Origin of the sequence: Enterobacter sp. JS8-1, from assembly GCF_049187015.1 — a bacterium.
GTDB classification, from domain to species: Bacteria; Pseudomonadota; Gammaproteobacteria; order Enterobacterales; family Enterobacteriaceae; genus Enterobacter; species Enterobacter mori.
In genome coordinates, this window is sequence record NZ_CP185805.1 from 4598163 (window position 1) to 4611607 (window position 13445).

9 protein-coding genes and 2 rRNA genes are annotated in these 13445 nt (G+C 53.6%); 3 read left to right on the top strand and 8 right to left on the bottom strand.

The genetic code is table 11. From position 1 onward, the window contains the following. Window position 1 precedes the first annotated feature (1 nt). The 3 genes from bcsA to bcsR are packed head-to-tail and all read right to left on the bottom strand — an operon-like array spanning window position 2 to window position 3566. Window positions 2-2617: a UDP-forming cellulose synthase catalytic subunit gene (gene bcsA, locus ACOQH0_RS21965; protein ID WP_420984662.1), complete on the bottom strand. Its 2616-nt coding sequence runs from the start codon at window positions 2615-2617 to the stop codon at window positions 2-4. Then, the gene (gene bcsQ, locus ACOQH0_RS21970; protein ID WP_010426043.1) at window positions 2614-3366 is read right to left on the bottom strand and encodes a cellulose biosynthesis protein BcsQ; all 753 of its coding nucleotides are present in this window, start codon (window positions 3364-3366) and stop codon (window positions 2614-2616) included. Before bcsQ ends, bcsA begins: the two co-directional genes overlap by 4 nt. An 11-nt stretch (window positions 3367-3377) precedes the next feature. Beyond that, entirely contained in the window at window positions 3378-3566 is a 189-nt protein-coding gene (gene bcsR / locus ACOQH0_RS21975) for a cellulose biosynthesis protein BcsR (protein ID WP_010426045.1), read from the bottom strand. A 172-nt stretch (window positions 3567-3738) separates the two neighbouring features. On the opposite strand from bcsR, the gene bcsE reads away from it, so the two are divergent. The 3 genes from bcsE to bcsG are packed head-to-tail and all read left to right on the top strand — an operon-like array spanning window position 3739 to window position 7164. Next, entirely contained in the window at window positions 3739-5301 is a 1563-nt protein-coding gene (bcsE, locus tag ACOQH0_RS21980; protein WP_420984661.1) for a cellulose biosynthesis c-di-GMP-binding protein BcsE, read from the top strand. Then, window positions 5298-5492, top strand: coding sequence for a cellulose biosynthesis protein BcsF (gene bcsF, locus ACOQH0_RS21985; protein ID WP_089599348.1), 195 nt, complete (start codon window positions 5298-5300; stop codon window positions 5490-5492). The genes bcsE and bcsF overlap by 4 nt, the downstream gene beginning before the upstream one ends. Next, window positions 5485-7164 (top strand): cellulose biosynthesis protein BcsG, encoded by a 1680-nt coding sequence (gene bcsG / locus ACOQH0_RS21990; RefSeq protein ID WP_148401353.1) that lies wholly within the window; start codon window positions 5485-5487, stop codon window positions 7162-7164. The genes bcsF and bcsG overlap by 8 nt, the downstream gene beginning before the upstream one ends. Before the next feature lie 34 nt (window positions 7165-7198). On the opposite strand, the gene ACOQH0_RS21995 is transcribed toward bcsG, so the two are convergent. The 5 genes from ACOQH0_RS21995 to ACOQH0_RS22015 form a co-directional block, all read right to left on the bottom strand. Continuing rightward, on the bottom strand, window positions 7199-8191 hold the full coding sequence (locus tag ACOQH0_RS21995; protein WP_420984730.1) for a glycosyl hydrolase family 8: 993 nt from the start codon (window positions 8189-8191) through the stop codon (window positions 7199-7201). 16 nt (window positions 8192-8207) lie between these two features. Beyond that, entirely contained in the window at window positions 8208-9170 is a 963-nt protein-coding gene (birA, locus tag ACOQH0_RS22000; protein WP_348580074.1) for a bifunctional biotin--[acetyl-CoA-carboxylase] ligase/biotin operon repressor BirA, read from the bottom strand. Continuing rightward, window positions 9167-10195 (bottom strand): UDP-N-acetylmuramate dehydrogenase, encoded by a 1029-nt coding sequence (gene murB, locus ACOQH0_RS22005; protein WP_089599349.1) that lies wholly within the window; start codon window positions 10193-10195, stop codon window positions 9167-9169. Before murB ends, birA begins: the two co-directional genes overlap by 4 nt. Window positions 10196-10329: 134 nt before the next feature. Then, window positions 10330-10445: ribosomal RNA gene (gene rrf, locus ACOQH0_RS22010) — 5S ribosomal RNA — on the bottom strand. A gap of 69 nt (window positions 10446-10514) precedes the next feature. Continuing rightward, window positions 10515-13421, bottom strand: a 23S ribosomal RNA gene (locus tag ACOQH0_RS22015). Window positions 13422-13445: the final 24 nt, after the last annotated feature.

Sequence of the window (13445 nt, forward strand, 5' to 3'; positions counted from 1 at the left end):
ATCATTGTTGAGCCATAACCGGGTCTGCCTGCTTCGCTTCATCTCGCTCAGGTCGACGCGGAATGAACGACACGACCCAGGAAACCAGTGAAGTAAGTGACCGGAAAATTAATTTCACCGACGACGGGGCAAATTCTGCAAGGTGACGATAGCCACGGAACCCCAGCTTCAGAATATCCAGCAGGCTTTCCAGAGGTTTATCTTCCGGGAAGCTGTCCTGCCAGAGAGCCCACGTATCCGCGCGGGCAAACGTACACTGCACAAAATCAATATGTTGCTTTTTGGTCAGCGGCATCAGCTTCAGACCCACTTCATCACCTGCCACACGCGCAACCTGCGTAGGGAAGACATACTCTTGCTGACCACGCTTGAGCAGCAGATTGACCTTTTGCCCTTCCAGCACTTTCGCCTGACCGTTGATTTTGATGCCCAAACCACCGTCAGAGAAGTCGTGCACGGTACAGGAGAAGAGGTGACCATCTTCGCGGGCTATTGCTGCCGGCATGCTGATCTCGACGCGGTGCGCACGACGTACCTGTTTGCTCTCGACCGATACGGCTACCGCACCACCGAGGATAATCAGGTTGTAGAACACCCACGCCATACTCACGAATACCGTCAGGACCTCGTTTTCCGGGCCGTAGAAGTAACGCCAGATGCCTACGATGACGCCGACGATGTTAAGCAGGACCAGGAAGATATACGGACGGGAGATCACCCAATCGACATACTCCTCTTCCACCAGCCCACCTTTCGCGGTGACGTTGAACTTGCCTTTGTGCGGGTTTATCAGCGCCACCATGGTTGGCGGGGCAATGTACCAGGCCAGCACGGTTTCGTAGATTTCACTCCAGAACGAATGGCGATATTTCCCCTGGATCTTCGAGTTCGTCAGGCTCGCGTGGATCATGTGCGGCAGAACAAACAGCGCAATCATCAGCGCCGGGGCGTAAATGATGTAGGCATGAAGAAGCAGGAATGCCAGCGGCGCGGTGAGGAAGATCAGCCGCGGGATACCGGATAAGAAGTGGAACATGGCGTTGACGTAGCACAGGCGCTGCGCCAGCTTCAGCCCTTTACCCATCAATGGGTTATCGAGGCGGAAAATTTGCACCATGCCACGCGCCCAGCGAATACGCTGGCCGATATGCGCCGACAGCGATTCTGTCGCCAACCCTGCCGCTTGTGGAATGCGCATGTACGCGGAGGTATAGCCAAGGCGGTGTAAACGCAGCGAGGTGTGGGCATCTTCCGTCACCGTCTCAACGGCAATACCGCCAATCTCATCCAGCGGTTTGCGGCGGATAACGGCACAGGAGCCGCAGAAGAAGGTGGCGTCCCACATATCGTTTCCGTCCTGCACCAGGCCATAGAACAGCGTGCCTTCGTTCGGGGTTTTACGGAAACGACCGAGGTTGCGTTCAAACGGATCCGGTGAGAAGAAGTGGTGTGGCGTCTGCATCATCGCCAGCTCTTTCTCTTTCAGGAACCAGCCCATCGTCATCTGCAGGAACGAGCGCGTTGGCACGTGGTCGCAGTCAAAGATGGAGACGAACTCCCCGGTGGCATACTTCAGGGCGTTGTTAATGTTACCGGCCTTCGCGTGTTCATGAGTGGTACGGGCGATGTACTCCACGCCGACCTCCTCTGCAAACTGGCGAAACTCGGCGCGGCCACCGTCATCCAGGATCCAGATTTTGAGCTTATCTTTCGGCCAGTCGATACCTAATGCGGCATAAATGGTGTTTTTCACCACCGTCAGGTCTTCGTTGTAAGTCGGTACAAAGAGATCGACCGACGGCCACTGAGTGGTGTCTTTTGGCAGCGGAACCGGCTGGCGGTTCAACGGCCAGATAACCTGGAAATAGCCCAGGACCAGCACAATCCACGCGTAAGTTTCAGCAAACAGCAGAATCAGACCGCACACCAGGCTGACCGGGTCATCCCAGTTCAGCGTTGATGTATAACGCCACCAGATATAGCGGCAGGAAACCGTCAGTGACAGCACGATCAGCATCAGGGCGGAGAAGCGTCCCGGAATGCGCCGCACCAGCAGCGCCACGCCCCAGAGCAGGATCAGGAAGGTGAACTGTGCGAGCGGGTTGAACGGCTGCGTAATACAGACCAGTGCCAGAATGAGCGAGAACACCACAATGACGCCGAGGATAAAACGCCTGAAGCCCGGGTGCAGGTGCCCGAGCTCTTTATGATTATCCAGATGACTGGTTTTGTCGCCGACGCGGTCGGGAAGCCTGTCCAGCCACTGGTGATAGCGTTCACGTAAGTTCTGCACGCGATCGAAGCTACGCCAGCGCGGCGTGGATTTTTCCACTCTGGCCGACATCGCTGCCAGCCAGACGGCCTGAATCGCATAGCGTGCAGGATCGAGAGGCCTTGGACGGTCGGGGTTAATGTGCGGATAGAGTTCACTGTGACGCGCACGAATACCCTGCCAGCGGGGGTGTTCGAGTGGAATAAATATCCAGGCCAGGATTAACCAGAAGCAACCGAGCGTGGCACTCAGCGACGACGCGCCATGTCGACGGTAGTGCCGATAGCGCTCGCTTAAACGCGAACTGACCGGCGGGATAAGTAACCCGTTAGACAGGCGACTCATACCGTACTCCCGGCTGATTCCGGTCTTTTCGCGAAGTGCAATAAGCACCAGTTCGCCAGCGTCAGGATCTCTTCGGCTGCCAGCGAATCGCCCCGATATTCACCGAGCGGCTGCTTGGAGGCGAGGCATTCCGCCATTCCCTCATCGCGATGAATAACAATCGGCAGCAGGCGACGCTGGCTTTGCAGCCAAACCTGGTAGAGATCGTCCTGGATCTGGCTGTTGATGCGAAGATCGTTAATCAGCAGATGGGCATTCGTCGGCAGCGGCTGCTGGTGCAGACGAATATGGCAATTCGCATCCACATTCACGATAGAGAGAACATGGTCGCATTGCGCAAGAAGCTGGCGAGTGAGCGTGGCGGCACCGTGCGGCAGATCCAGCAATATCCACTGATACTGCCCTTTTTCCTCCAGGCTCTTCAACGCGGTCGTAAATTGCGAAAGCAGACGCTGATACGCGGCTTCATTCTCACGCTCAGCTTCAGTCAATTGACCATAAGGAAGTAAATCAAGCTGGGAGGTGTAGCGCATACCCGCGTCACGCCAGTCTTTATCATCGAGCAGCGCGCGGGCCCAACCCTTTGTATGCGTAAAGTCGACGTTAAATGACATGCGCAGCAAATTATCGGAGCAGGCATCAATAACCAGCACCGATTCGCCTAACAGCTGTAATGACCACGCCAGCGCCGCGGTAATGGATGTTGTACCTACACCACCACGGACGCCCTGTAATCCTAGTATGGCCATCAATGGCTCCCTTATTGTTGTTGGGCAAATTCAGCTAATAACGGCCAGCGTTTAATAGCCGCGGCCAACTGTTCCCGCTGGGAAATATCGGTGTAATCTATTTCGGGCAAAGAGAAAGCCTGCGTCAGCGCCAGAAAATCGTTTTGAAATGTGTAACCCAGGCTTGAGTCTACAGGCGTTCCGGATTCGTTATTATGCATGATTAATTCATCCCTTAGCGTAAAATCACACGATCAGATGTTGTCGGCATCCTGCCCACGAAATTTCATTTACATGCTAAATCTGATGCTCTTTAATTTCAATGTTAGGTTTATTTCTACGCTTTCGCTAGTAAACTGAGATACAGATAAATTCGACGAAAAGAGGGATACCGTGGACTCCATATTTTCTATTGGCATCCAGTCATTATGGGACGAATTGCGCCACATGCCAGTCGGAGGAGTCTGGTGGATTAATACGGATCGCAACGAAGATGCCATAAGTCTGGTAAACCAGACGATCGCCGCACAGGATAAGGATTCCCGCGTGGCTGTCATTACGATGGGCGAAGAACCTAAAAATATCATCAGGCTCGAAAACGACCGTGGGCCACAGACCGTACGATTATTTTCTATGTCTTCGGAGGCGGATAGTCTATACTTTTTGCCCCGCGATATTCAGTGCTCGATTGATCCGGATCACTATTTACTGATTCTAAAATGTTCGAATAACGCGCTGCAAAATATCCCCTCAGAAAAACTGCTTCGCTGGCTGAACAGAATCAATAATTGGGCAAAAAATCAAAACTGCACACTATTGGTTGTTAACCCCGGCAGTAATAACGATAAGCTTTTTTCACTGTTAATGGGCGAATATCGTTCTCTTTTCGGTCTGGCAAGTATCCATGACCAGACGGATAGCTATCTTTACGATATTGCGTTCTGGTGCAATGAAAAAGGGGTTAGCGCTCGTCAACAGCTCACCCTTAAACATATCGAGGGAGAGTGGCATCTCGCCCGACAAGAAGAAACCGTGGTTCAGCCACGCAGCGACGAAAAACGCATCCTGAGCCACATTGCGGTATTAGAAGGTGCGCCTGCGCTTTCTGAAAATTGGTCACTGTTTGAAACTAACGAAGCGTTATTTAATGAAGCCCGTACGACGCAGGCCGCTACGATTGTTTTTTCTCTCATGCAGAATAACCAAATCGAAACGCTGGCGAGACACATTCACACATTACGCCGTCAACGCGGCAGTGCGTTAAAAATCGTGGTGCGTGAAAATAATACCAGCCTGCGTGCCACTGACGAACGGCTGCTGCTGGGTTGCGGCGCAAATATGGTCATACCGTGGAATGCGCCGCTGTCCCGCTGCCTGACACTTATTGAGAGCATACAGGGGCAGCAGTTTAACCGCCATGTTCCGGAAGATATCGGCACCTTGCTCTCAATGACACAGCCGATGAAACTGCGCGGTTTTCAAAAGTGGGATACCTTCTGTGATGCCGTCGGCAACATGATGAGTAATACGCTGCTGCCAGCAGACGGAAAAGGGGTCATGGTTGCCCTGCGTCCGGTGCCGGGTATTCGCGTTGAGCAGGCGCTCACGCTATGTCGCCCTAACCGCGTCGGAGACATCATGACGATTGGCGATAACCGTCTGGTGCTGTTTTTATCCTTCTGCCGGGTAAACGATCTCGACACCGCGCTCAACCATATCTTCCCTCTTCCGACTGGCGATATTTTCTCTAACCGCATGATTTGGTTTGAAGATAATTTGATTAGTGCTGAACTGGTGCAAATGCGCGCCCTGACGCCTGAACAATGGGCGAAACCTTTACCTATGGCAAACGATGTCAAACCGATCCTGAATGCGAAGCATGACGGGCATGTCTGGCGGCGGATACCCGAACCACGACGTTTATTACCTGAGGGCGAGGAGAGCGCATCATCATGAATCTCAGCGATATCATTCAACTGGTCGTACTGTGTGCGCTGATTTTTTTCCCGCTGGGCTACTATGCGCGCCATTCTCTGCGTCGTATTCGCGATACGGCCAGATTGATGTTTCTAAAACCCCGCTACCTTAAACCAGCCGGAACACTGACACGCGCTCCGAACGTCAAGGCAGACCGAAAACATGACTAATTCTACCTATACCACGTCGGCGCCCTCGCCGCTCTGGCAATACTGGCGCGGACTTTCCGGCTGGAATTTCTACTTTCTGGTGAAGTTTGGCCTGCTCTGGGCAGGCTATCTTAATTTCCACCCTCTGCTTAACCTGGTGTTTATGGCATTCCTGCTGATGCCTATTCCCAATATCAGGCTGCATCGTTTGCGTCACTGGGTCGCTATCCCCATTGGGTTCGCGCTCTTCTGGCATGACACCTGGCTACCGGGTCCGGAAAGCATTATGAGCCAGGGCTCGCAGGTTGCGGGCTTCAGTACCGACTATATGCTTGATCTGGTTGAGCGCTTTATTAACTGGCAGATGATTGGCGCGGTGTTTGTGCTGCTGGTCGCCTGGCTGTTCCTGGCACAGTGGATCCGCGTGACGGTGTTTGTCGTCGCGATTATGGTCTGGTTAAACGTGCTGACGCTGGCAGGGCCGAGTTTCTCCCTGTGGCCAGCCGGTCAACCGACCACAACGGTCACCACCACCGGTGGCACGGCGGCAGCAACCGTCACGACGGCAGGCGATACGCCGGTGGTTGGCGATATTCCTGCACAAACCGCCCCACCCACCTCCACCAATCTGAACGCGTGGCTCTCCAGTTTCTATACCGCTGAAGATAAGCGTCAGACCAAATTCCCGGATGCGCTCCCTGCCGACGCCCAGCCATTTGAACTGCTGGTGATCAACATCTGTTCTCTCTCCTGGGCGGATGTGGATGCAGCCGGATTAATGTCGCATCCGCTGTGGGCGCATTTCGATATTCAGTTTAAAGATTTCAACTCTGCGACCTCTTACAGCGGCCCGGCAGCGATTCGCCTGTTACGTGCAAGCTGCGGTCAACCTTCGCATAAGAACCTCTATCAGCCAGCCGGTAACCAGTGTTACCTGTTTGATAACCTGTCCAAACTGGGCTTTACGCAGCACCTGATGCTGGGTCATAACGGTCAGTTTGGTAACTTCCTGAAAGAGGTGCGTGAAGAAGGGGGTATGCAGGCACCGCTGATGGACCAAACGGGTCTGCCGGTCACTCTGTTGGGCTTCGATGGTTCTCCGGTTTATGACGATACTGCCGTGCTACAGCGCTGGTTGCAGACCGTCAGCAAAGAAGAGGGTTCGCGTAGTGCAACATTCTTTAACACCCTGCCGCTTCACGATGGTAACCACTTCCCGGGCGTGAGCAAAACGGCAGATTACAAAGTTCGTGCGCAGAAGTTCTTTGATGAACTGGACGCATTCTTTACCGAGCTGGAAAAATCAGGCCGTAAAGTGATGGTCGTTGTGGTACCTGAACACGGCGGCGCGCTGAAAGGCGACAGGATGCAGGTATCCGGCCTGCGTGATATTCCAAGCCCGTCGATTACCAACGTCCCTGCCGGGATTAAATTCTTCGGGATGAAGGCCCCGCATCAGGGTGCGCCAATCGAAATCACTCAGCCAAGCAGTTATCTGGCGATTTCAGAACTCGTTGCCCGCGCGGTAGACGGTAAGCTGTTTGTTGAAGATAGCGTGAACTGGGATCAGCTCACCAGCGGTCTGCCACAAACGGCAGAGGTATCGGAGAACGCCAATGCGGTAGTGATCCAGTACCAGAACAAACCGTATGTTCGCCTGAACGGCGGCGACTGGGTACCGTATCCGCAGTAAAAGGCCTGGCCCTCTCCCCAGCGGGGAGCGGGCCTTATTGTTCTGAGATCCAGACCAGCATTTTCAGGCTTGCCGAATAGTAATCATCATTTGCAGTGATGTCGGGCTCGCCGACCGTCTGCCCCATCGTTAAATCACGCACTGCCAGCAGACCGCCTGCCATCATGTAGGGGGCGTATTCATTCGTCGTGACGTTAACCCACGCGGGTGTTTGTTCACGCGGAAACTGACCGAACCAGGCGCGCCACGGGGTGAGCAAGGGGCTTTTCGCGTTGGACCAGCTGATGTACAGCGGAATGCGGATAGCGTCATAACTCATGCGGGGTGGCCAGGCGTTTGCAGGGGCCAGCGTCCCTTTCGTGTCCAGAGAGACCCAATCGGTTGGCAGATTGGCTTTACCCGACCCCATTTTCTTCAGCAGCCGCTGTCCGTCCTGCGCGAGCTGACGCCATATTTGCAAATGGCTGCGGTCAGCAAATGCCTGCCAGGCAGGAAACACGAAGTAGGAAGGATTAAGCACAACGTTATTGTCCAGCTTAAACCCTTGTGAGCCGGGCAACATCACGCGGTAACCCGCATAGCGGATAACGTTATGGGCAAGCAGCGCTTTGGTAATGGCATCCGATGCCGTGCTGTAGCCTTTGTCATGCCAGCGCGCGTTCGCTTTTAACAGAGCCCAGGCAATGAGCACATCGCCATCGGAGGCATTGTTTTTGTCGGCAATCGGGTCTGCCTGAGCGGGGTTATAACGCCAGTAAAAAAGACCGTTCTCTTTATTCTTCAGCGTACTGTTGGTCCAGTGCCAGAGTTTATCAAAGGTCGCTTTATCATCGTTTGCCACCGCCATCAGCATGGCAAAACCCTGGCCTTCGGTATGGGAAACGTCACCGTTGCCGGTATCGACGATTCGCCCATCCGGCTTAAAGAAGCGCGCTTTGTAACTCTCCCAGGCCTGGCCTGCCTGAGAGAAAGGCGTGAACAGCAAACTCATCATGACAGCCAGCGTGGCGCATGCGGATTTTCGCATCATTAATACAATCCGGTTATTCAGCGCTGCGTAAGGAGATTTCCCCGCCCATCCAGGGTTTGATCGCGCCATCCTGTTCCAGGAGCAGCGCCCCCTGCGCATCAATTCCGCGAGAAATGCCGTAGATTTCTTTATCCCCAATCAGCAGTTTCACCGGGCGGTTGATAAAGTTATCCAGCTTTTCCCAGCGAGACAGGAACGATGCCAGCCCGTCTTGTTCAAAGAGCCTGAGTGAGCTTCGCAACTCTTTAATCATTCGCGCGGCCAGGATATTGCGGTCGATAGTGATACCCGCTTCCTGCAGGTTAGTCCAGGCCTGGTTCACCACATCGTTCTGTACATTACGCATCACCATGTTTAACCCGGCACCAATGACGATCTGCGCGGCATCGCCGGTCTTTCCCGTCAGCTCAACCAGAATACCCGCCAGTTTTCGATCGTTCAGATAGAGATCGTTAGGCCATTTTACCCGCACCTTATCCGCGCCCAGATCGTGCAGGACTTCCGCCATCACAATCCCGATGACCAGGCTTAGCCCAACCGCCGCAGCCGGGCCCTGATCGAGTCGCCAGTACATGGACAGGTAGAGATTCGCACCAAACGGCGAGAACCACTTGCGTCCACGACGGCCGCGACCGGCCTGTTGATATTCAGCAACGCAGGCATCGCCGGATTTCAGTTCAGGCAGGCGATCCAGCAGGTACTGGTTCGTAGAGTCAATCACGGGCAGCACCGCAACATTGCCGTGTCCAATCTGGCTACGGATCGTTTCTTCATTCAGCAATTGAATAGGCTCCGGCAGGCTGTAGCCTTTTCCGGGAACCGTGAACACATCAACGCCCCAGTCGCGGAGCGTCTGGATATGTTTATTAATGGCAGCACGGCTCATGCCCAACTGCTCACCTAGCTGCTCGCCAGAATGAAACTCACCGTCCGCAAGGATGCTAATCAGGGTTAAAGGGATCGTGTTGTCCTTCATGCGATAGTCTCCACGGCGTTGACTTCACCCGTACGGCCAATGAAGCGAACTTCAGGCTCCAGCCAGACGTTAAATTTATCACCCACACGCTGGCGGACATGGTGCGCCAGCTTCACAACATCGTCGCTGGTCGCATTGTTTTGATTGATCAGCACCAGCGCCTGCTGGCGATGAACAGCAGCACCGCCCATCGTGGTGCCTTTTAATTCGCACTGGTCGATAAGCCAACCTGCAGCCAGCTTTACGCTACCATCCGTCTGAGGATAATGCGGGGCCGTTGGCCAGCCGGTGAGGAACGTTTTCGCGTTTTCGCTGCTGATGACCGGATTTTTGAAGAAACTGCCCGCATTTCCGTTCACTTTAGGATCCGGGAGTTTTGTCATTCGCATATGGCAAACTGATTCAAACACGTCGCGCGGGGTGACGGTGGCCGGATCGAGACGGGTGAGATCGCCGTAGGTAAGGACCGGGTTCCACTGCTTCGCCAGACGCAGACCAACGGCCACAATGACGAAACGATCCTGGTAGTCATGTTTGAAGATACTGTCACGATAGCCAAAGCGGCACTGTTCTGCGGTTAAACGTTGCGCATTTCCCGTTGCCAGTTCAATGCAGTCAACATATTCACAGACGTGTTTTAGTTCGATGCCGTAGGCACCGATATTTTGAATAGGTGACGATCCAGCGCAGCCTGGGATCAATGCAAGATTTTCCAGGCCGGGCATCCCTTTTTCGAGGGTAAATTGCACCAGATGGTGCCAGTTTTCTCCGGCCCCCACGTGCAGATGCCAACTCACTGCGCTCTCTTTAACGTCGATTCCCATGATGCGGTTGACGATCACGGTCCCCGCAAAATCATCGAGAAACAGGACATTACTTCCTTCGCCCAGAATCAGTACAGGTTCACCGTTTTCAGTCGCGTTTTGCCATGCATTCAGCAACTGCTGAGCATTATCGGCACGTACAATTTGTTTAGCATTACGTTGAATGCCAAAGGTATTCCAGGGCTTAAGGGAGTGGTTCATAGACGCTATCCTGATGCAAAAACGCGGATAGTTTACCGTATATACGGGGGGATAGGTGATTTGTTTATAGAAACGAGGGGTGTACAAAAACGCAAAAAGGCCATCCTTGCGGATGGCCTCTCTACTTAATTGATGCCTGGCAGTTCCCTACTCTCACATGGGGAGACCCCACACTACCATCGGCGCTACGGCGTTTCACTTCTGAGTTCGGCATGGGGTCAGGTGGGACCACCGCGCTAAAGCCGCCAGGCAAATTCTGTTAAATCTGTATCAAAGCTGAAAATATCGTGTCTCTTCGCCAAAACACCTTCGGCGTTGTAAGGTTAAGCCTCACGGTTCATTAGTATCGGTTAGCTCAACGCATCGCTGCGCTTACACACCCGACCTATCAACGTCGTAGTCTTCAACGTTCCTTCAGGACCCTTAAAGGGTCAGGGAGAACTCATCTCGGGGCAAGTTTCGTGCTTAGATGCTTTCAGCACTTATCTCTTCCGCATTTAGCTACCGGGCAATGCCATTGGCATGACAACCCGAACACCAGTGATGCGTCCACTCCGGTCCTCTCGTACTAGGAGCAGCCCCCCTCAATTCTCCAGCGCCCACGGCAGATAGGGACCGAACTGTCTCACGACGTTCTAAACCCAGCTCGCGTACCACTTTAAATGGCGAACAGCCATACCCTTGGGACCTACTTCAGCCCCAGGATGTGATGAGCCGACATCGAGGTGCCAAACACCGCCGTCGATATGAACTCTTGGGCGGTATCAGCCTGTTATCCCCGGAGTACCTTTTATCCGTTGAGCGATGGCCCTTCCATTCAGAACCACCGGATCACTATGACCTGCTTTCGCACCTGCTCGAGCCGTCACTCTCGCAGTCAAGCTAGCTTATGCCATTGCACTAACCTCCTGATGTCCGACCAGGATTAGCTAACCTTCGTGCTCCTCCGTTACTCTTTGGGAGGAGACCGCCCCAGTCAAACTACCCACCAGACACTGTCCGCAACCCGGGTAACGGGTCTACGTTAGAACACCAGCCATTAAAGGGTGGTATTTCAAGGTCGGCTCCACGCAGACTGGCGTCCACGCTTCAAAGCCTCCCACCTATCCTACACATCAAGGACCAGTGTTCAGTGTCAAGCTATAGTAAAGGTTCACGGGGTCTTTCCGTCTTGCCGCGGGTACACTGCATCTTCACAGCGAGTTCAATTTCACTGAGTCTCGGGTGGAGACAGCCTGGCCATCATTACGCCATTCGTGCAGGTCGGAACTTACCCGACAAGGAATTTCGCTACCTTAGGACCGTTATAGTTACGGCCGCCGTTTACCGGGGCTTCGATCAAGAGCTTCGCGTTGCCGCTAACCCCATCAATTAACCTTCCGGCACCGGGCAGGCGTCACACCGTATACGTCCACTTTCGTGTTTGCACAGTGCTGTGTTTTTAATAAACAGTTGCAGCCAGCTGGTATCTTCGACTGATTTCAGCTCCACCCGCAGGGGCTTCACCTACATATCAGCGTGCCTTCTCCCGAAGTTACGGCACCATTTTGCCTAGTTCCTTCACCCGAGTTCTCTCAAGCGCCTTGGTATTCTCTACCTGACCACCTGTGTCGGTTTGGGGTACGATTTGATGTTACCTGATGCTTAGAGGCTTTTCCTGGAAGCAGGGCATTTGTTACTTCAGCACCGTAGTGCCTCGTCATCACACCTCAGCGTTAATAGAGTTCCGGATTTACCTAAAACTCCCGCCTACATGCTTAAACCGGGACAACCGTCGCCCGGCTAACATAGCCTTCTCCGTCCCCCCTTCGCAGTAACACCAAGTACAGGAATATTAACCTGTTTCCCATCGACTACGCCTTTCGGCCTCGCCTTAGGGGTCGACTCACCCTGCCCCGATTAACGTTGGACAGGAACCCTTGGTCTTCCGGCGTGCGGGCTTTTCACCCGCATTATCGTTACTTATGTCAGCATTCGCACTTCTGATACCTCCAGCAACCCTCACAGGCCACCTTCAACGGCTTACAGAACGCTCCCCTACCCAACAACGCATACGCGTCGCTGCCGCAGCTTCGGTGCATGGTTTAGCCCCGTTACATCTTCCGCGCAGGCCGACTCGACCAGTGAGCTATTACGCTTTCTTTAAATGATGGCTGCTTCTAAGCCAACATCCTGGCTGTCTGTGCCTTCCCACATCGTTTCCCACTTAACCATGACTTTGGGACCTTAGCTGGCGGTCTGGGTTGTTTCCCTCTTCACGACGGACGTTAGCACCCGCCGTGTGTCTCCCGTGATAACATTCTTCGGTATTCGTAGTTTGCATCGGGTTGGTAAGCCGGGATGGCCCCCTAGCCGAAACAGTGCTCTACCCCCGAAGATGAATTCACGAGGCGCTACCTAAATAGCTTTCGGGGAGAACCAGCTATCTCCCGGTTTGATTGGCCTTTCACCCCCAGCCACAAGTCATCCGCTAATTTTTCAACATTAGTCGGTTCGGTCCTCCAGTTAGTGTTACCCAACCTTCAACCTGCCCATGGCTAGATCACCGGGTTTCGGGTCTATACCCTGCAACTTAACGCCCAGTTAAGACTCGGTTTCCCTTCGGCTCCCCTATACGGTTAACCTTGCTACAGAATATAAGTCGCTGACCCATTATACAAAAGGTACGCAGTCACCCCATAAAAGAGGCTCCCACTGCTTGTACGTACACGGTTTCAGGTTCTTTTTCACTCCCCTCGCCGGGGTTCTTTTCGCCTTTCCCTCACGGTACTGGTTCACTATCGGTCAGTCAGGAGTATTTAGCCTTGGAGGATGGTCCCCCCATATTCAGACAGGATACCACGTGTCCCGCCCTACTCTTCGAGTTCACAGCAAGTGTGCTTTCGTGTACGGGACTATCACCCTGTACCGTGCGACTTTCCAGACGCTTCCACTAACACACAAGCTGATTCAGACTCTGGGCTGCTCCCCGTTCGCTCGCCGCTACTGGGGGAATCTCGGTTGATTTCTTTTCCTCGGGGTACTTAGATGTTTCAGTTCCCCCGGTTCGCCTCGTTAACCTATGTATTCAGTTAACGATAGTGTGTCGGAACACACTGGGTTTCCCCATTCGGACATCGCCGGGTCAAAGGTTCATATCACCTCGCCGGCGCTTTTCGCAGATTAGCACGTCCTTCATCGCCTCTGACTGCCAGGGCATCCACCGTGTACGCTTAGTCGCTTAACCTCACAACCCGAAGATGTTTCTTTC